Annotated in this window: 13 protein-coding genes; 5 read left to right on the forward strand and 8 right to left on the reverse strand. The window is 41.3% G+C overall.

Annotated features, from left to right (window positions below; translation table 11 throughout):
- Positions 1-26 precede the first annotated feature (26 nt).
- The 8 genes from M2408_RS16055 to M2408_RS16090 all read right to left on the reverse strand — a co-directional run bounded on the left by M2408_RS16055 (position 27) and on the right by M2408_RS16090 (position 10,867).
- Positions 27-1,166, reverse strand: coding sequence for an acyltransferase (locus tag M2408_RS16055; RefSeq protein WP_259183320.1), 1,140 nt, complete (start codon positions 1,164-1,166; stop codon positions 27-29).
- A 237-nt stretch (positions 1,167-1,403) separates the two neighbouring features.
- Entirely contained in the window at positions 1,404-2,573 is a 1,170-nt protein-coding gene (locus M2408_RS16060; RefSeq protein WP_259183321.1) for an NRAMP family divalent metal transporter, read from the reverse strand.
- Positions 2,570-3,328, reverse strand: coding sequence for a LamB/YcsF family protein (locus M2408_RS16065; RefSeq protein ID WP_259183322.1), 759 nt, complete (start codon positions 3,326-3,328; stop codon positions 2,570-2,572). The genes M2408_RS16060 and M2408_RS16065 overlap by 4 nt, the downstream gene beginning before the upstream one ends.
- Entirely contained in the window at positions 3,321-4,277 is a 957-nt protein-coding gene (locus M2408_RS16070) for a biotin-dependent carboxyltransferase family protein (protein ID WP_259183323.1), read from the reverse strand. Before M2408_RS16070 ends, M2408_RS16065 begins: the two co-directional genes overlap by 8 nt.
- Positions 4,267-4,992, reverse strand: coding sequence for a 5-oxoprolinase subunit PxpB (pxpB, locus tag M2408_RS16075; protein ID WP_259183324.1), 726 nt, complete (start codon positions 4,990-4,992; stop codon positions 4,267-4,269). The genes M2408_RS16070 and pxpB overlap by 11 nt, the downstream gene beginning before the upstream one ends.
- Positions 4,993-5,676: 684 nt before the next feature.
- On the reverse strand, positions 5,677-6,312 hold the full coding sequence (locus tag M2408_RS16080; protein ID WP_259183325.1) for an ankyrin repeat domain-containing protein: 636 nt from the start codon (positions 6,310-6,312) through the stop codon (positions 5,677-5,679).
- A gap of 138 nt (positions 6,313-6,450) precedes the next feature.
- The gene (locus M2408_RS16085; protein ID WP_259183326.1) at positions 6,451-7,047 is read right to left on the reverse strand and encodes a hypothetical protein; all 597 of its coding nucleotides are present in this window, start codon (positions 7,045-7,047) and stop codon (positions 6,451-6,453) included.
- Between the two features lie 493 nt (positions 7,048-7,540).
- Positions 7,541-10,867, reverse strand: coding sequence for a TonB-dependent receptor (locus M2408_RS16090; RefSeq protein ID WP_259183327.1), 3,327 nt, complete (start codon positions 10,865-10,867; stop codon positions 7,541-7,543).
- Between the two features lie 471 nt (positions 10,868-11,338).
- On the opposite strand from M2408_RS16090, the gene M2408_RS16095 reads away from it, so the two are divergent.
- The 5 genes from M2408_RS16095 to M2408_RS16115 all read left to right on the forward strand — a co-directional run bounded on the left by M2408_RS16095 (position 11,339) and on the right by M2408_RS16115 (position 20,591).
- The gene (locus M2408_RS16095; protein WP_259183328.1) at positions 11,339-11,815 is read left to right on the forward strand and encodes a hypothetical protein; all 477 of its coding nucleotides are present in this window, start codon (positions 11,339-11,341) and stop codon (positions 11,813-11,815) included.
- Positions 11,816-12,481: 666 nt separating this feature from the next.
- Positions 12,482-15,607, forward strand: coding sequence for a TonB-dependent receptor (locus M2408_RS16100; RefSeq protein ID WP_259183329.1), 3,126 nt, complete (start codon positions 12,482-12,484; stop codon positions 15,605-15,607).
- An 18-nt stretch (positions 15,608-15,625) separates the two neighbouring features.
- On the forward strand, positions 15,626-17,581 hold the full coding sequence (locus M2408_RS16105; RefSeq protein WP_259183330.1) for a RagB/SusD family nutrient uptake outer membrane protein: 1,956 nt from the start codon (positions 15,626-15,628) through the stop codon (positions 17,579-17,581).
- A 37-nt stretch (positions 17,582-17,618) separates the two neighbouring features.
- Positions 17,619-18,890 carry a DUF4959 domain-containing protein gene (locus M2408_RS16110; RefSeq protein ID WP_259183331.1) on the forward strand — a complete coding sequence of 424 codons (1,272 nt, stop codon included), beginning with the start codon at positions 17,619-17,621 and terminating at the stop codon, positions 18,888-18,890.
- A gap of 24 nt (positions 18,891-18,914) precedes the next feature.
- The gene (locus tag M2408_RS16115; protein WP_259183332.1) at positions 18,915-20,591 is read left to right on the forward strand and encodes a DUF4998 domain-containing protein; all 1,677 of its coding nucleotides are present in this window, start codon (positions 18,915-18,917) and stop codon (positions 20,589-20,591) included.
- Positions 20,592-20,707: the final 116 nt, after the last annotated feature.

Below are 20,707 nucleotides of genomic sequence, written 5' to 3' on the forward strand. Positions count from 1 at the left end.
TTAGTGGAATAAAATGAGATTTCGGGTCAATCCCTTGAGGGCACAAATGTAAAGCGCTTTTTCAGTCTCAAAAATGGTTTTTCAAAAAAATGATAGGACAACATAGACAGCAGTACCGTGGCGATAAAAGCGATCACAAAGCCAAGCGTATTCCGCCATTCTTCTAGCCCGAGAGACTGGCTTAAAGTTGTCAGTTCTGTTGCAAATGTTTTATAGATCAGCCAATAAAAAGAGATATGAAATACATAGAGACCATAGGAAATACGGCCAAGATAGATCATAGGTTTGGGTAAATAGCGTTCGGGCATCCCCAATAAACTGAGAAACAATAATAGGCTACCAAGCAATATCAGCATCCAACCAATTACAGTTTGTGGCACATTCGAAAGATGGGGGGCATCAGCATGTATTCCACAGGCAATAGAAGCCAGCAACCAACATCCCAGAGTCGCGACAATCAGCAGAAAACGTGTGATCAGTGACCATTGGGGCATCCAACCTTTGAAATATAACGACAGTAATATGCCAACGGCAAAAAACTGAAACTGCACAAAACTATTGGTCCATGCACTGTTAAACTCTTTGGTCGGGTGTAGCCCATAATAAATAAGAAAAATATAGGCCAGCGCGAGGAACAGATAGGCTGCCATTTTCAGACCACGACGACCGCCATAGGCAGCCAACAAGGGAATCAAGATATAAAACTGTTCTTCTACAGATATACTCCATAGTGGATTGAGCGGATAAGCTGGCAACCATCCATGCGTACTGATGTATATATTGCCTGCAAATAGACTAAAAGAACCCCAGGCCAGTGGCGGTAGCGCAAATGCAGGAAAAAAAAACGGGGTCAACAATACCCAGCCAAAGAATACCAAAAAATAAAGTGGCCAGATACGCAGTATACGTCGGATATAAAAAGCTTTTGGATGCACCCGACCAGTCTGCTCCTGCTCTCGGGTCAGTAATTCCGTAATCAAGAATGCGCTTAGTAAAAAAAAGACCGGAACACCGAAGTTACCTACCAAATTAATGTTATAGAGCCAGTATTGTTTAACAGGATCAAAGGGAGCAAGATCCATGCGGTGTACAAAAAAGACACAGAGGAAAGCAATAAAGCGTAATACATCTAATTCAGGGCGGTAATAACGTTGGACGGTCATCATTTTAAAAGGATTATTGATCAAATTAAAATACGTGATACCAGAAAGTTATAAAAATATTTTACATATAAAGTTCATTTAACGTGTCAAACGACAATTTCAGCTTGATTTCTGTCTCCCTTGATAAAGCTCGCCTGCAAATGCTTCAAGCTGATTTTCTTTCCAAAATTGGATACCCGACGGAAAGTTGAGGATATTGGCACTTGTATGCTGAAAACTATGACCTGATGTTCGAAAGACTTACAGATCCATTAGTACTCTTAGGCTCATAAACGCCATTAACACAACGATCGTTGCCCCAATCAATGTCAGCAGAATCGGTTGTTTATAGACGCCCACAATAGCAGGTTTGTAGGCAGCTATCAACATCACGGTCAACGAGATCGGCAATATAAAACCATTCACGGCACCAGCGATAATCAATAGATGGACAGGCTTACCAACAAAAACAAATATTAGGGTGGAAATCAATATAAAGGCAATGATAATCCAATTTTCATTTTTTGCAATCCGTGCATTAAATGTTTTTATAAATGAAACGGAAGTATAAGCCGAACCGATAATGGAGGTAATCGAAGCTGCGAACATGACCAGACCGAACAGGCGATAGCCAAAATTGCCTGCCGCAAGCCGGAAAACTGAGGCTGTAGGATTACCATCGTCAATCAACAAACCCTGACTCAGCACACCCAAGGCAGCTAAAAATAGACAGACCCGAACCAGCGAAGCAACAGATATCCCCATGACAGCGCTTCTATTGACGGTAGGCAAGGCATCAAATCCTTTTACCCCAGCATCAATCAAGCGATGACCACCCGCAAAAGTAATATATCCGCCGACAGTGCCCCCTACCAATGTTATGATCGAAACAAAATCAATCTTTGCCGGAGCTACTGTACGCAGTACAGCCTCGCCCAATGGCGGCGAAGATATCAATGTGATGTAGATAAATGCTAAAATCATGATCGCCCCCATGAGCTGGGTAAAGCGATCCATGGCTTTGCCGATCTGTTTGTTTAGGAAAACAGCGATAGCAATGAATGCCGAGATACAGGCTCCGGTCATGACATTTACACCAAAGAGGGCTTCCAACCCCAGTCCCGCTCCAGCGACATTGCCAATATTGAATGCCAAACCGCCGAGGATAATCAGTAGCGAGATAAAACCACCCAATCCGGGCAACAGTTTATTCGCGATATCCTGTGCCCTCATTTCGGATACTGCGATCACACGCCAGATATTTAACTGAACCCCGATATCAATTAGGATGGATACCAGAATCACGAATCCAAAGCTCGCGCCCAGCGATTTTGTGAAAACCGTCGTTTGTGTCAGGAAGCCCGGACCGATAGCCGATGTCGCCATCAACAATGCCGCACCAATGAGTGCTGAAGTATTTTTTTGTTTCATCGGATCAGTATATCGTGTTTTTTTAACGTTTGGTTGATTGTCTTGGCAAATTGTACGGCTTCTGGGCTATCACCATGCAGGCAGATGGTATCGGCTTGAATACCCACTTCATACCCTTGCAGGGAAGTCACTTTTCCTGTTCTGATCATAAACAAGACCTGTTCTGCCGCCTGCTCAGGATCATGAATAAGCGCATTTTTATCCGACCTTGCTGTCAATGTGCCATCCTGTTGGTAAGTACGGTCAGCAAAGACTTCACTATATACCTTCAAGCCTTTATTCAGGCCGGCGTTAATGAGTTCGCTGCCCGAAAGACCATATAGGATGAGGTTTGGATCGATCGCGTAGATCGCTGCTGCGACGGCATCGGCCAATTCAGGTTTGCGCGCCGCCATATTATAGAGGGCGCCATGCGGCTTCACATGTCGTAATGTTGTCTGTTGCACCTTGGCACATGCTGCAAGTGCACCAATCTGATAGACAACCAGTTCGTAAACTTCCCGAGCTGTAGTCTGAATCTCCCGTCTTCCAAAACCTACCAGATCCTGAAAACCGGGATGGGCGCCTATTTTGACATTATATTTCAGGGCCAGCTGAATGGTTTTCATCATAGTCGAAGGATCTCCGGCATGAAAACCACAGGCAATATTGACAGCGGAAACATAAGGCAGGATAGCCTCATCATTGCCCATTGTCCAAGCGCCAAAACTCTCGCCCATATCGCAATTTAAATCTATAGTCAGTTGCTTATTCATATTTCAATGCGATTGCACTTTTCAGTTTAATTAATTGTTGATGACGCTGTTTCAATAAATTTTGGGCCTCATCCAGGTCGACCCGTTCAAAACGGATAATATCCGATGGGTTCTTTTGCGCCAGGAGCGGAAGGTCTACAGTAGCAACCTGGCCAATGACGGGATAACCGCCTGTGGTCGGATGGTCAGCCATTAAAATAATTGCGTTACCATCCGTTGGCACCTGTATACTACCAAAGGTGACCGCCGTTGACAACAGTTCCTTTTTTTCTTTTAGCTGCAATGGTCTGGATTGTAAGCGGTATCCCATCCGATCCGAGTTTTTGCTAATAGTAAACACATCCGCAAAGAAGCTTTTCAGTGAGTTGCTTTCAAACTGATCTCGCTGTGGGCCGTCCATCACCCGGATGACTCCAGTAGAAAGGTCTGGATACAGCGCAGAGTCAATGCTCCAGGAGAATTGGGTTTCTCCACTATCATAGGGATGGTTGAAAGCAATCCGGTCCTGTTCTTTGAGTGGCCGACCTTGCCAGCCACCTATTTCTCCCTTGCTATAAGTTGATCTGCTGCCCAGTACTTCGGGGATATCAAGTCCATCGCGAAAACAGATATAAGCCCGGCTGCCTGAATTTGGTCTCCCGAAGGAAAGCAATGAACCAGCCTCAATCAAGACAGGTTTCCACATTGGTAAGGGCTGACCATCAACCTTGGGCGACAGGTCTGCCCCTGTCACAGCGATAAGCTGTGCCTGTTCGAAATAAATGGTAGGACCAATGATAGTACATTCTATTGCGGCTTCGTTATCTACATTTCCCAGTATACTGTTGCCCAACAGTAAAGCATAGCTATCCATCGCCCCACTAACTGCCATACCGTAGCGCTGTAGACCATAACGTCCCAAGTCCTGTATCATAGTCAACATGCCCGCCTTGATGATCTTAATGCCCATAGGATGCTGCTTTTAGTTGAACAAACTCATCATAAGTTATAGGCACAAAACACACAAGATCCCCCACTTCAAGCAAGGAGGGTTTTTCACGTTTGAGGTCAAACAGTTGCAATGGCGTATGTCCAATGATCTGCCAGCCTCCAGGTGTCGCAATCGGATACACTCCAGTCTGTTGTCCCGCAATCCCTACCGCTCCAGCCTCAATCTTCAAGCGGGGTACTTCTTTTCGTGCTGTTGCGATCCGGCTGTCTAGACCGCCCAAATAGGGAAATCCAGGAACAAAACCGATCATATATACCCGGTATTCCGGAGCACTGTGAATATGGATAACTTCTTCTTCCGTCAACCCATTGTATTGGGCCACATAAGCGAGGTCATCCCCATTGTAATAGACGGGGATTTCCTTTTTTACAGCCTGATATTTCGGATCATCTGATATATCTTGTACGATTGTTTGAAATGCAGTCAATAGTTCCTGATAGGTAATCGTCAGCGGATCATAGTATATCGTGATTGTTGTGTAGGCCGGAACATACTCAATAACGCCTGGCTGCGACCAGTTTTCGATACAGGCCACGACCTTACGAACCTGTGTATTGACGGCTTCGGAAAGCGAATCACCAAAAGAAAGGACAATCGCCTGATCTCCCATGGGATAATGCCGGATGGAATTTGGCAAGGCTATACCTAAAGACTGCTCGTGGGAACTTCCCATAATTTGTATGTTATAATCTATACAAAGATTATAAATACCAGGCGATAATCAAACAACAGAATTTAAAAATCAGTTCACGAAAAACTCAAGATTTGCCCCAATCCCTGACTAGTTTTAGGCACATATTATTCAACAATAATACGATTGCTCCCGATTAACAATCCCTATTTGCGTAATATATTTCAGAGAAAGCAGACCTTTTTCCGATAATCGGGTTAGTCGGTGGCGTAAAATCTGTATTTAGGTCGTACTTAAAAAGCGCTGGAAATGTGCAACTAAAAAAAGCTTGAGAATCTTATGTCAGGAAATTATTAGGGAGATAGGTAGCTTATAGATAACTGGCTTGTTTTGAAAAAGCCTATTGAATAAAACAAATGCCCACAATCGCTCAGTATATTTTGCAAAAACACGAAGACAATTACGGGACATTTACACTTCCTCTAATCACTCTGTTTGCCTGGGAGGGTAGAGAAAGTAAATCATTGTCCATGATAACCTGGACAAATCTATATATTAATAAGTCTCGAACAAATTTAAAGCTATCAATCGGGAACTGAAAGAAAAATAAGTTTCGAATTTCAACGATAAAGTTGTTATTTTCTATTGAACACAAGCCAATTAGCTACACAAAACAGGTTGTAGCAACCTATTCTATTGTGTCAAATGATCTAATTATTTGCATGATCACTTGAGCACATCTTTCAACCCCAATTGCTCATCGTTCATATAATCAAAAAAAGTTTCTCCGTCACCATCTGGAATGTTTTTATCTGCTCCAGATGCTAGAAGAATTTTGATACAGTCTATAATTGATTGGTGGTATTTTGAATCCGCTTCTCGCAAAGAGTTAAATGCCCATATAAGTGGTGTTGATTTATACCGGATAGATATCTTATTGATATCTGCCCCATTTTCTATTAGCTTGCTCACGACATCTGATCTACCACACCAGGAAACCCAATGTAGTGCAGTACCACCTTCGCATCCAGAATGGTTTAGTTCAGCTCCTTGCTCAATATAATACAAAGCACATTTATCGGCATATAAACTACAAGCAGCGATCAAGGGAGTATCCTTTTCTGTGATCATTTTGTTTCCATCTATTTTCGCTCCAAAGGCGACAAATATTTTTGCCATTTCAAGTGCCTGCTCATCGGTGTAAGTCTTCAAAAAAACACCGTCACAAATCCGGTGAAGAGGATGTGCCTTTGATGTGTTGGATTCGTCAAATGGAATCTCTTCATTTGCGAGATCAGGATGCTTCGCAAGAATATTTTTTAATCCTTCATAATCTACGGAGTCAATAAGTGCTTTAATCATGGGTTCTAATATTTATTTTGATATAACAGGGAAACCAATAAAAAAATAGAATAGTTTAAATTACTTCAAAAACGACAATTGAACTTAATTTATTGCCATTTTAAAAATCGACAATCAACAACATAACAACGCAATAGTCTACTGTTCTATTTTATAAGACCGAAAGATGTCGGCAGTACATTGATCTTTTGCAGTTGATTTGGTCAGTACAAATTCAAAGGTAGGTTCTAACCCAGTCATATAAATTTTTTCTCCATCCTGATTTCTGAAAGAACTTTCTTGCTGTGTGAATCCAGCAAGTATACTAAGCTTGTACCAGCCATTTTCCAGCTCAAATTGAGGTTTTCCGAACTTATGTTGGTGTTCGATCCGCTCTTTCACTTTCGCTGCTGTAAAGTCATTCAATATCCACCAGGTAAATAACAAGATCTTACCGTTCGCTACATTCAAGATGTATCCATCTTCTCGGATCTGAAGATCATTCCCCTCTTTCAATAGTTCGGGTGCTTCATCATCAGTTAGAAAGATAATGGTATAGGATAAATTTTCAACCCGTGACAGAGGAATCATGCCCCCCTCTTCAACAACCTGGTTCCCAGTTCCTTTTGTTGTAAATTCGGTCGCAAGATCATTGGGCAAACCATTTTTCACTTGGTAATCGTGCAGCAATTCAATATCTCCAAGTAGAAAATAAGATAATGTATCATTTAAGACTTCCGTAAATTTTGCTTTCATCTTTAAGTTTTTATCGGATTGAAATTTACATCATAAAATTCTTAGTTTATATTGATTTATCATTTCTTTTTCGAAAGTGCCAGTTAATAAACTATATAAGCCCATGCAAGATTGCAGATTGGTTCTGCTAGCCTATTCCTTGTCCCAAATCTGTTTTAGCTTGTACCTAGTTCCACCCTACAGCTGATCATACCTCGATATCAGAATGGGGAAGCAATGTGAGTCAAGATGAATACCAAATACTGACATACTCCTACTACAGCTTATATTTATTAAGATAAAAATTGAACGGATCATTATTCATGTATCGGTATAATACGGAAGGTCAAGTGATAATCTTGACCTTCCGTATTATAAAAAATAAATATATAAACTATTTTAGCTATTATTTCTGTCTAAAGAATCTTCCCAAATAATTAGCCCTCGTTAAAGTTAAAAAAAGCCTCAAGAAATATTTTATTCCTTGAGGCTTTAATTAAACACCTATACTTGTTTAGAATGAATATCTCAATCCAATCATTGCAGACCAAGTTGTTGAAGTGGTGCTCGCTGGAACAAAAGGAGAAGTCACTAATTTCCCGTCGTATTGTAACATTTGGAAAGTAGGATCAGCCACAGCATTTTTTTCAACTCTGCCTAGTATTGCCCTTCCATTAGTCAATATCGCATCTTGTACTCCCCATTTAGAATTAAATAAGTTACCAACATTAATAATATCAACTGTAAATTGTAGCTTATCTTTTTCGGTAGCAATATTATTAAATAAATTCTGCGTCCATCTGACATCAAACCTATTTAACCAAGGCATCAAAAATTGATTTCGTGGTAAGATCTTTCCTCTGTATTCTTCTAACCCATTATCACTAACAAATTGGTCAAAGGCTTTTATTTGATCTGCTTTAGAAAACAAGACATCATTTCCTTTTTTAATATCAGCAAATTTCATATCAGAGGTATTTTTAGGCAAATAGATCAAGTCATTTGTAATTCCGTCTCCATTCAAATCATAACTATGATAATAAGAGAATCTACCTTGATTTGCTCCATTATAATATACTCCCAAAGTTGTATTTTTTATTGTATAACTAATATTAGCAACAATTCTGTGTGGTATTGCATAATCTGAAATACTTAAAAAATCTTGATTAGGGCTATTTATCACCGGGGAACCTAACCATGCCGAACTAGCATTTGAACCATTATTTGCAGAAACCTCTTTAGCTTCTGAATATGTGTAAAAAACAGATCCCGATAAACCATTCCATGATGATAATGAACCTCCAAATGTAGCAGAGAAAGCATGTCCTTTCGTTTTTGTGTTGGTTAAAACGACTGCACTGTTTCCACCGATGGATGGATTATATTGATAAGATCCGTTATTTGGATAAAAATCACGCTCTACACCAGCATAGGTCATTTTCTCAGTTGTCGCTTTTCTATTTGCTCCAAATTGATATGCCGCATTTACATCTCTAGTATACAAGATATCAGTGGTTAACGTTATTGGTGTATTAGGTATTCTATAATCTGCACCAATACTTGACCTCCAAATCGTTGGCATTTTAAAATTATCATCTACCAAAGCAAATGAATCAGGGGCTCCATCTTTTGGATTGGTAATAAATGGCGTTACGTCTTTACCTTCTTTATCTTTATAATAGATCGGGTTTTTTACATAATAATAAGGATCCTCTGGATGGAATTGCACCTTTCCAATCCAACCTGCCACATCGTCATAGCTTTTGGGTTCTAATACATTTTGTAGAACACCTGCATTTGTTGGCATATTAGTTAACCATACAAATGGCACACGGCCTGAAAAAATACCAGTTCCACCACGTACCATAAAGGATTTATCTCCGAATACATCATAATTAAAACCAACTCTCGGAGACAAAATAACGCGCGATTTAGGCCATTTACCCGATGCATAATTGCGTTCATTCCCATCGACTCCTAATAGATTTAATGCATCAATCGAGCCATTGGGAGTTAATTTGTTCATATAAATTGGCAATTCTGCTCTCAATCCCACTGTTACGTTGAATTGATCATTTACAGTAATTCTATCTTGGGCATAGAGAGATGCTAAGCCGTAACTGACTCTCGAATACGTATCCTGACCTTCATAGGGATATGTAAGCGCATACATAATTGGCGCAACTTCCTGAGCTGTACCAGTTTTCAAGAAATCCGCTACAGACGCATAACGATAATAACCTGTTCCAGAACGTGTATAGGAATTACCAAACTTTTGCACATCAAATGCTACACCACCTGTAAATGTATGCTTTCCTAACGTATAAGTTAAGTTATTCGTGAAAGAAAAGTTATCGTTGACAACATCATTCAAATAAGAAAACAACTCTGTTCCAAAACTCATGTAGTTAGTTCCTGAGCTGCTACCATCCCAAATGTCAACAAACGGAAACAATCCTTTACTAGGTGATTTTCGTTTATCCTGTACTCGCGTATAAGTAAATAAAAACTTATTTGAAAGTTGTGAATTGAAATTAGAATTTAATTCTGCTGACAAAGAGCTAACTGTATTTTCAAAGGAGTAGTTACCATTTTCAAATACCATAGAATTTTCGCTCACCCTCCCAGAAGCTGATCTTGGAGAAGGCCCAGAATTGAAATTCGCTTGCTGCATCGATGTACCTTTTAAAATATTATATCTGAACGCAGCTTTGTGTTTATCACTAATATTCCAATCAATTCTAGCTAGAAATTTATTCCCATGTTGTTTTGCTTCATCTGCATAACCTTGGTATCTTCCAGGATCATACCCCCAAACATTCTTTAAATGTTCGGTAACGGCCTCTAGATCGGACTCTTTGACTCTTGTTATATTTTGAGCGATATTTGCTACACCGTCTTTAGAAGCTTTCCATAAATTAGCTCCCGACGCATTAACGCCTGTCGCTGCCTCACGCTCACCGCTCACAAAAAAGAATAACTTATTCTTTATAATTGGTCCACCTAATGTAAAGCCAAAATTTTGTTTTGTCCCTTCTCCGTAATCTATTTTCTTTTTATTAATTCTAAATCCATTGAGGTTTTGGTTATTATAATATCCGTAAACAGAACCATGGAACCGGTTAGTACCCGATTTTGTAACCGCGTTTATTCCAGCTCCGGTAAATCCAGATTGTGTGATATCAAATGGTGCAATATTAACAGATATTTCCTCAATCGCATCTAATGAAATAGGCTGTGAATTTCCACCCGGTAGTGGATTTTTTGTATCAGTTCCAAAACCATTATTGAAATTTGCACCGTCAATCTGTAAATTATTATAACGAGAATCTCTACCAGCAAAAGAAGTTCCATTGGCTTGGGGGGTCATACGGGTAAATTCAGTAATACTTCTACTAATTTGTGGCAATTCTTGAATTTGTTTTAATCCAACATTTGTCGCAACCCCACTTTTAGTAGCATTTAATTTTCCACCCCTTCCTGTTACCAAAACTTCACCTAAAGTTGTTCCTGAACTTGCGAAAACAGGATTTAGCGAAAAAGCCTCACCTAACTTCAAGTAAATCTCTTCGTAAACGATAGGCTGTTGTCCCACATAGGTAACCTCAACTTTATAAGGACCACCAACACGCATCGCCGGTAGATTAAAACGGCCCGCCGCATTCGAAGAACCCGAATAAACCGTTCCCGATGGCACGTGTGTTGCCTTGATAGTAGCTCCCGAAGTTAGACTGCCGTTTGCTTCTTTTACAATACCTGTAACGCTACTTGTCGTGACCTGAGCTTGTACAGCACCATAACTGGCCATTACAAGAGCGAAAAAGAGTAAAGATCTTTTCATATAATGTGATTTGTTAAAAAATGTTAAGCAAAATTACTAAGAGATTTCAAATAACAAAGGACTTAATATAAACTTAACACACTACAACACATACACTTCATACTATACAGGAAGAAATTCTTATCTTCCTATATAATTTTTTAATAAAAAAAACGTTATAACACCTTTTAAACCACCATTTCCAAAGAACCAAGTCTATATAAAATAGTTTTCCACAGTCAATCGCTCCGATTTATTTGTAACAACATTCTTCCATTCCCAACTTGAGCTTTTTTAAAAAAATTCATTAACTTTCTTTCAACCGAGAATTTTATTAATCAACTCGTTTTTTTGTAGCAATTGCGCTACTCTGCCTTGTATTTATTTAAAAACTATAAACTATTGTCCGTTCGAACTGGTTTCTTTAAAAATCTGTTTTTAAAAACGGAGAACTTTTTAGAAATTCGCACACCTTTATAATTCACTTTTTTCATGGAAGTCGGTATTCAAAATTCTTCTTTTCAGGAACCCGCAGACATTAAGTTGTCTCCAGCAGGGCTTTCTTTCTTAGCTTCAGCAGCTAAATGGGCCAATTTTTTGGCTATTGTCTGTTTTATTTTTATCGGTATATCGGCCATAACCATGATTAGCTTGATCTTTGGGGCCAGTGCCTTATCTTTGGGTCAGGGTGAATATGTCTCGGCCGGTACAATATCGACCTTCGGTGTGCTTTACTTACTGCTGCTGGCTTTCTCCTGCCTCCCGATCTATTTCCTCTATAATTTTGGATCCAAAGCAAAAAAAGCCGTCGAAAACCGCGATAGCATCCAACTTGAGCTCTGTCTCGAAGCTTTAAAGAAACATTATAAATTCATCGGGATCATAGCCATCATCACCATCGGATTTAATTTCCTGGGACTTGTCGTAGGGGTTATATTAGGTATCTCCGACGCAATCGCTGGCGTGTAAAAAAAAGCTATCTGAAAAATACAATCAGTATATCCAAGGCTGACAACGGAATGGCACCACTATTCCGTTGTCTATCGATTTCCTCTCCTTTCCCCTCCTATTGATACCAATCCTAACAATACGATCCGAGAAACAAATGTTTTCGAAGTATTTTTTTAGGAATCTACCCAAATCCCCCCTGATCACATAATTATAAGACAGAGAGAAAATAACCCAAAAATAATTAAACAACAGAAAACTAAACTTCTAACAACAAATATATTTTTCATTTAATTTAATTTTTCTCAAACAATATCTTGCTTAAATCGTTATAGCAATAATGAAAGGAAAAATAAGATCGACAGTTCTTATTTTTTCAGTTTGAAAATAACCAATTTGTATAATCTAAAACCTAACCTTTATGCAAAAAATAAAGAATTCATCTATTGCTATGCCCTGCTTTAGCTCATTAGGGGACTAGCTAAAACAGACAGTCAAGGCTGTACCAAAAACCTGAATAAGAAGTAATAACCAAATAATTTAAAACAAACTTAAACCAATTTATTTTTTAGGGCAACTCCTGTCTTGGGGGCTCCTTGTCTTTAAAAAGGAAGAATTGATAAACGAATCTAATATCTTCTTCCCAACGTAAATCAACCAATTAATTTATCTAATCACCTATCAATTATGCAAAAACGAAAAGAAAAACTGTTTCTTTTCCTATTGCTCTTTACCCTACCCATGCTGTCTTTTGCTCAAAAGCAGCTTACTGGTATTGTGAAAGATGCATCAAATGGAGAAAAAATCGAAGGTGTTACCATTCTCAAGAATAGGGTTCCGGTAACGAAGACCAACGCGAATGGAGAGTTTCAACTCTCTGGTATTGTGGGCGACAGCCTAGTCTTTAAATTTGTTGGAAAGAAAGATGAAACGCGTGTCATCGGTCCACAGAACATTATTGAAGTATTATTGTATGACGATGGAAAGAGTCTTGATGAAGTTACCGTCGTCGCCTTCGGAACGCAGAAAAAAGCCACCGTAGTCGGTGCTATTACGACCGTAAAAGCCTCGGAGTTAAAAATTCCCGCAACCAACCTCACCAGCGCCTTCGCCGGCCGCATACCCGGCGTGATTTCTTTTCAGAACTCAGGCGAACCGGGTGCAGACAATGCCCAGTTCTTCGTCCGTGGGGTCACAACATTCGGCTATCAGGCTTCCCCCCTGATCCTGATTGACGGTTTTGAATCAACCACCGACAATCTTGCCCGGATGCAGCCCGATGATATCGAAAGTTTCTCCATATTAAAAGACGCCTCGGCAACCGTACTCTATGGTGCCCGCGGTGCCAACGGTATTATCATGGTCACCACCAAAGCGGGAAGAGAGGGACCTGTAGGATTGAATGCCCGCGTAGATGTCAATACCGCATCACCAACCCGAATGATCAAAATGGTTGATGGCATTGACTACATGAAACTCTATAATGAGGCGCGCATGACCAGAGATCCTATTCTTGGTCCTTATTATTCCCAACAGAAAATACAGTCGACAATAGATAATGAAAATCCCATGATTTTCCCCAACATCGACTGGTACAATACCCTACTCAAGAACTATACAGTCAATACAAAAGCCAATGTCAATCTTAGCGGTGGTGGACAGGTGGCCACCTATTATGTATCGGGTGGTTTTGATAAAGAGTCCGGTTTGCTGAAAGTGGATGACCGAAACAATTTCAATAACAACATCAATATCAACCGTTTTTTTATTCGGTCAAATGTCATTTTTAAACTGACAAAAACGACTACTTTAGATACTCGGATCCAAGGTCGGTTTGAACGTTATAACGGGCCGTTCAGATCGGCAAGTGATATCTTCCGGATGGTGATGAACAGTAACCCAGTCGATTTTCCGGCAGTATTTTCCCCCGATGCCAAAAACGAATTTACCCAGCACACCTTATTTGGGAATACTTTTGTCACAGGATCTCTAAAAAACAACCCCTATGCGGAGATGGTGCGGGGTTATGAAGACCGCAATGAAAATACCATCACAGCGCAGGCTACACTGATGCAAGACTTGGCTTTTTTGACACCAGGTCTGAAACTCCAAGGCCGGGCTTCGGTAACAACTTGGAGCAAATATGCCGGTACTAGAAGCTATGATCCCTTTTATTATGATCTGGAAAATTACAACCAGATTACCGGTGAGTACAGTCTCTATGCGCTCAACCCCACAACAGGTCGAGCAACACTGGGCGATGTAGAGCCAAAAAGGGATGCCAGCTCCAATTATTATTTCGAGGCGCGTTTTAACTGGAACCGTAGTTTTGGCAATCACAATTTAGGTGCCATGACCGTGGGGATGATCGAGGAAAAATTACTGACATCCGGTAATAGCAACTCCATTTACGAAACCTTACCCGAACGCAATATGGGAAACTCTGGACGTCTGACCTATGATTTCGACAATAAATACTTTGCGGAATTTGCTTATGGTTTAAATGGTTCGGAGAAGTTCATGGGCCAAAAACGCTTTGGCTTCTTTCCTTCCTTGGGCGGTGGCTGGATGGTCTCGAGCGAACGTTTTTTTGAACCACTTAAATCGGTCGTCAGTACATTAAAACTACGTGCTACCTGGGGACGTGTCGGAAACGACGCCATTGCCGAGCGGAGAGACCGCTTCTTTTACCTATCGGATATTTCAAGGGGCAATGATGCCATGTATCGTTGGGGAACCGATTTTATGAATGCTTATAATGGATTTAATGTAAACCGCTACGCTAATCCAGATATCACCTGGGAAGAGTCCGAAAAATGGAATGTTGGTATAGAAGCCAATTTCTTTAATGAGTCACTCAAATTGCAGGGGGACTTTTTTAAAGATGTACGGAGCAAAATCTACATGCGACGGGAAAACTTCCCTGCATCTGCCGGTTTGGAGGCTGCCATAAGTGGTAATGTGGGTAAAGTCAGTTCGCAGGGATTTGATGGTTCGCTTACCTATCAAAAATTCTTCGGATCGGATCTCTGGCTTTCGGCCCGGGCCAATTTCACCTATGCCACCAACAAATATCTTGCACTGGACGAAAAAAATTATGCAGATACCTATCTAAAGAAACTTGGACACAATTTGAGACAAGAATGGGGGCTGCTTGCCGAGCGACTATTTGTCGATCAGTATGAAATAGATAATTCACCCAGACAGGATTTCGGTGAATACATGGCGGGTGATATCAAATACAAGGATATCAATGGTGATGGCATTATCAATGATAACGATAGGATTCCGATGGGTTACCCTACCGTACCAGAGATTCAATATGGTTTTGGTATGTCTGCGGGTTATAAAGCATTTGATTTTTCTTTCTTCTTTCAGGGGAACAAAAATGTCTCTTTCTTTATTAACTCCACCGCTGAATCCAACCCAAATACCGGATCTTATGGAATAGCTCCTTTCGCTTCCCGCAGAAATGCATTGGCTATTATCGCCGATAACTATTGGAGCGAAACTAACCCAAATACCCATGCATTCTGGCCTCGTCTGTCTACAGATCCCATTAATAATAATACACAGCAGTCCTCCTGGTGGCTGAGGGATGGTTCCTTTATCCGGTTAAAATCCCTTGAGATCGGTTATAGCCCGCGAAATTTAGAACGCTTTGGTTTTGGCAAAGGTAGCCGGATCTATATCAGTGGCGAGAACCTGGCTGTATTCAGCCCATTCAAACTTTGGGATCCAGAATCCGGACGAAATGGACTCGGCTATCCGCCAAACCGACGGTTTAATGTTGGTATTCAATTATCATTTTAACGTATAACGGACTTACACATGAAAACAATAAAATATATCGCAATTGCAACAGCATTCTTTTTGGGTTCCTGTTCCAAGTACCTCGATGTGGTACCAGACAATACCCTAAAACTGGAAGATATATTCAACATCAAAGTTGAAGCTTACAATGCACTAGCCAAAGTATACAGCTACCTACCCAATGATGATCAGACGCATGTCACTTCCTGGTCGCTGGGAGACGAATGGCTCGGTCGGCTGGATCTTAACACCAATACAGGCAACCTACGGGCAATCCGTATTATGCGGGGTTTACAATCACAGACCTCACCTCAACTGGGTCTTTGGTCTGGTACCGAAGGTGGTAAACCGCTCTATCAGGGTATACGCCAATGTGAGGTTTTCCTAGCCAATATTGACAAAGTACGTGATATGACCGATGGAGAAAAAGCCGAGTGGAAAGCACAAGTCAAATTTCTAAAAGGTTATTTTGCTTTTTTACTGATTCAGCGCTATGGACCTATTGTTCTGCCTACCGGTCTTGCTTCGCCAACATCCACACCGGAGGAATTGTTTTTGAACCGTTCCAAAGTAGAAGATTGCTTTAATTACGTATTAAACCTCATGAATGAAGCTATTCCGAATCTGACTGAACGTGTATCCTCCAACAACCTCGGGCAGATCGACCAAGTGGCAGCCAAAGCGATCAAAGCTAGGGTGCTTGTGTTCAGAGCAAGTCCATTTTTCAATGGTAACCGTGAATACTTTGGCGATTTTATGGACAGTGATGGCCAGCCTTTCTTTCCACAGGCTGAGGATAAAGAGAAATGGAAAGCAGCCATTGATGCGCTTAACGAATCGATTACGTTGTGCGAAGCAAATGGACTGGGACTCTATCATTTTGCCAAGGAACCTTTTATTTATGATCGTCCCGCATTTACGGCTAATCCCGAAAGAATGCAAACATTGTATGACTTACGTATGCTTATTGTAGATCCATGGAATAAAGAACTGGTTTGGGGGAATTCAAATCTCAATTACTATAACCAAGGTGAATTGGCCCATTCCTCCAATATCCGTTTGCCCGAAGGCTATGGCGACGGGGTCGTGAACGAACCTTCTTATTCATGGCAATGGATGGGTGCCACCTATCAAATGGCTGAACGTTACTACACCGAAAATGGATTACCCATTGATGAGGATCTGACCTATGATTTCAGCAACAAATATGAAATCATCAAGACACCAGCATCCAGTGAAAGCAGCTATACGCACTGGAACGGCTACATGCAGCCCAATACCGAAACCATCAAATTATACATGAACAGAGAGCCTCGATTCTATGCCAACCTGGGCATTACAGCGGGTTATTGGCGGGCACATACCGTTCGTATCAATACCATGTTCTATGGAAATTCCCATGGAGGTTATAACTCCTCGCAGCACACCACAGACTTTTTTGCCACGGGTATTGGTACACAAAAAATGGTACACCCGGAGTCACAATCCGGTGCTTGGCAGCGTACGATAAAATTCCCTTATCCCATAATCCGAATGGCTGATCTATATCTGATGAAAGCAGAAGCTTTAAACGAATATTCAGGCCCATCAACAGAGGTCTACACCCTCTTAGATCGCGTCAGAGAACGTGCCGGAATCCCCTCCGTGGAAAAGGCCTGGTCTGACGCTTCGCTCGCCAAAACGGTCAATAAACACCGGACTAAAGAGGGGTTACGGGACATTATTTTGCAGGAACGCGGTATTGAGTTTGCATTTGAAGGTATCCATTTCTGGGATATGATGCGCCACAAACGGGCTACATCGGCGTTTTCCATGCCAATATGGGGATGGAACCATACCGGGACCACAGGCACTTCATTCTTTGTACTTGATGTCAAACAGGAAAGACGTTTCACCATCCGCGACTGCCTATGGCCTATTGATCTCAATGAGATGAACACCAATGGTAAACTTATTCAGAATCCGGGCTGGTAATGCTAAATTTTTATTGTAACAATTAATATAGACAAACATGATCAAATTAAATCTCCAATATATCGCATTTAGTTTCCTGCTGCTTTTCTTTGCCTGTAAAGAGATTGAGCGATTTTCTCCGGCTGCGGACGATGGTACGCCACCCGGAAAGGTAGAACTGCGCAGGTATATCCCTTTATATGGTGGGGCCCGCTTTTTTTACAATATACCAAAGGATGAAGACCTCATCAGCATCGATGCCGTTTACACCAATCCCAACGGTAAGTCTTTCACCTTTTCGGCCTCTTATTTTGTGGATTCCCTAGATGTGTATGGACTGCCCAGCACAGATGAATACACCATAAAGCTATATGCCGTAGATCGTACGGGCAACCGGTCAGAACCACTGGATGTCAAGGTGCAGTCTCTGGAACCTGCTTTTACCCGGGTAGCCAGTTCGATACAGGTGAAGCCGGGCTTCAGTTCCTTCTTTCTGGACTGGGAGAATGAGCTCAAGCAGGACGTCAATGTTTATGTAGACTTTACATTTAACCAAAATGGCACACCTCGCAGCCTGACCTCGGTCTTTTCGTCCAATCTGGCTACCGACCGCAGGTTTATCAATGATCTGGTGCTCCCATCGACAGAAAAAGTAGGTGTGAAAGTTCGCGTCGAAGACAGCTATGGAAATACCACTGCAACCATCGACAAGGGGAATATTTCCCTCCTCGAAGATACGAAAATATCAAAAAAAGACTGGGTATTGCCCAAAGCCGCCGATTCCATCGGCCGTATCCCGATGGCCTTTGGCGACGGACTGGAAGGGCGCTCGCGCTACGTGATAGACGATATCATAGACCGGGGTGACAACCTCAACTTTATGCATACGCATGGGCGGGGACGAACCGGAAAAACGGCTGATGGGAATATGCCCTGGAACTTTATCATCGACCTGGGTGCTTATTATGAACTAAGCCGCATTATTACTGTACAGCGGCATTCCGGGGGATTGGCCAATATCTCCAGAGGGCAGTACTACCGCAGCGAAAATGTCGGAAGGTTCAAAATGTATATCTGGGATGATGCCAAACAAGACTGGGAACCCGTATCAGAGCACTTTATTCCAGTACCTTTTGGGATCAGTGAACTTGAATTTGTGAAAAAAGGGGAAGCTGGCGATATGGCTTATATGTATCCCGATAATCCGAAGTACACGAAGAAGACAAGATGGTTCAGGTATGAAGCTGTAAAGGGTTTTACATCTGACTATACTTTAGATGATGCGAACTGTCTTTCTGAAATCACGCTTTACGGACGCAAAAGTAACTAAATAGAGACCTCAAAGACATAAAGTATGAAAACAAAAAATAAGTTCAGAAAAATAGCTGGGTTTTTAGTTGTCTTGACGTTAATGGCTTTTAGCTTTTCCTGCAAGAAAATGTACGATAATATAAAACCCTACGCGGAGGAAACTGTGTATCCGCAACGCTATGATACCATCGCCGCCAAAATCGGCTATGAACGGGTCGAAATTGATCTGATAAAGGCAGGACGGATTCCCTCAAGTCAGATCCGGATGGGAAAATCCAAAAAAACAATTGTTGAATATGACAATCAGAAAATCACCATTGATTCATTGGTTTCCTGGCTCAATATCAAAGGACTCAAACAGTCTAAACTGTACCGCTTTAAAGTCTATACCATAGACCAATTTGAAAATAAGTCGGTGCCACAGCAAATCGCTGTCATTCCATTTACCGAAAGTGACGTAAAAAACCTGGTCATTGCTTCTCCGCGGATTATGACTTCACCAAATGCTATGGTCATCGACTGGACGAGCTCACTATCATCCATCCTGTTGACTTATAAAAGCCTTTCTTTTGAATATAAAGATAAGACCGGAAAAGTAATTACAGGAACCCGCGGGACCTCACCGCGCATATTTGCGGCAAACCTGAATCCAGGATCAACGGTAGCAATGAAGCTATCCTATAATGTCATCCCGAAAGTAGGCGGACAGGAAATAGTAGACTCGATCACTTATACACAGACGCTCGATATCACTTTGCCTACCGGAGAGACAACCTTCAATCCAACAGAACGGGATATCCTCGTCGCGAACGGGGTAACAACCTTCAATGCGAATGTTGCTGCAGGGATTAAGAAATTGACCTTTCCAATTCACACCAACAGTTTACAGGATTTATTCTATTTTTCCAATGTAACTGAATTGGATCTGACCGGCGGTGAGCTGTTTAATGTTAAAACCCTTGATTACAACAGAAATGGTGTGGTCAAAACGATCGGTGGCGGTAAGTTTCAGCCTTTTATACGTCATGTATCAGCCATATCAAATGCCAATGCGCAAGCGATGTTAGACCTCCTGGATCTGGGGATAATCAAAAAAATTAAATATATCCCCAATTCGCTAGGAATAGATGAATTGCTGAAACGCTATGATGGTAAAAACATTGTCGAATGGGTGACACCTCCGGATGAAAGTTTGATTCCGATGAATTTCTTCCTGGACGGAAAGATTCAGGACAATAACTGGGCAACGGATATTGTCAATCCGGCAACGGACGCTCCGGCGGGAACAGCTATTGTGAACCCGATGAAAATCACACTAAAAGCAGCGAGCGCTTCCTTTGTATTTACACTTCCAAAGGAATATCGATTTAATATCGCTACTTACAAGTATCTTAAATTTAAGGTCTATGCACCTGACAAATCTAAATTTACCGGCAGTTACAGCGCTTTCCAAAAATTGTGGCCTAGATTTATGAACTATATGTGGGCATTTTCCAGTGAAAGTGCCTTTGGTCAGGAGTACTGGGAGCTGGACAGAAATGCCACCCCAATTCCGGACAGCGATCTGACAAAATGGAAGGATGTGACCATTGATTTGTCCTCAGCAAAAGACAAACACAACAGAGTAATTGTCATTAACATTGGTGGTGAGCCCGGCGGAACATTCAGTCCTCCGGCGGATATTACTTATTACTTTGCTAATTTCAGGTTTTCAAAATAACACAAAGAAATAATTCCTCAAAGAACCGTTTAGCACGGAATAATCGAAAATAGACCATAAGGGGATTCGAAAAAATGAGATAAAAAAACGGGAGTGTCCAAAGGTGGACACTCCCG

The sequence above is a fragment of the Sphingobacterium sp. BIGb0165 genome, from assembly GCF_024810095.1.
Lineage (GTDB): Bacteria > Bacteroidota > Bacteroidia > Sphingobacteriales > Sphingobacteriaceae > Sphingobacterium > Sphingobacterium detergens.

Bases quoted from the DNA above. Each gene is read 5' to 3' on its own strand.
- M2408_RS16055 (WP_259183320.1), bottom strand. From the start codon at position 1,166: ATGATGACCGTCCAACGTTATTACCGCCCTGAATTAGATGTATTACGC.
- M2408_RS16060 (WP_259183321.1), bottom strand. From the start codon at position 2,573: ATGAAACAAAAAAATACTTCAGCACTCATTGGTGCGGCATTGTTGATG.
- M2408_RS16065 (WP_259183322.1), bottom strand. From the start codon at position 3,328: ATGAATAAGCAACTGACTATAGATTTAAATTGCGATATGGGCGAGAGT.
- M2408_RS16070 (WP_259183323.1), bottom strand. From the start codon at position 4,277: ATGGGCATTAAGATCATCAAGGCGGGCATGTTGACTATGATACAGGAC.
- pxpB (WP_259183324.1), bottom strand. From the start codon at position 4,992: ATGGGAAGTTCCCACGAGCAGTCTTTAGGTATAGCCTTGCCAAATTCC.
- M2408_RS16080 (WP_259183325.1), bottom strand. From the start codon at position 6,312: ATGATTAAAGCACTTATTGACTCCGTAGATTATGAAGGATTAAAAAAT.
- M2408_RS16085 (WP_259183326.1), bottom strand. From the start codon at position 7,047: ATGAAAGCAAAATTTACGGAAGTCTTAAATGATACATTATCTTATTTT.
- M2408_RS16090 (WP_259183327.1), bottom strand. From the start codon at position 10,867: ATGAAAAGATCTTTACTCTTTTTCGCTCTTGTAATGGCCAGTTATGGT.
- M2408_RS16095 (WP_259183328.1), top strand. From the start codon at position 11,339: ATGGAAGTCGGTATTCAAAATTCTTCTTTTCAGGAACCCGCAGACATT.
- M2408_RS16100 (WP_259183329.1), top strand. From the start codon at position 12,482: ATGCAAAAACGAAAAGAAAAACTGTTTCTTTTCCTATTGCTCTTTACC.
- M2408_RS16105 (WP_259183330.1), top strand. From the start codon at position 15,626: ATGAAAACAATAAAATATATCGCAATTGCAACAGCATTCTTTTTGGGT.
- M2408_RS16110 (WP_259183331.1), top strand. From the start codon at position 17,619: ATGATCAAATTAAATCTCCAATATATCGCATTTAGTTTCCTGCTGCTT.
- M2408_RS16115 (WP_259183332.1), top strand. From the start codon at position 18,915: ATGAAAACAAAAAATAAGTTCAGAAAAATAGCTGGGTTTTTAGTTGTC.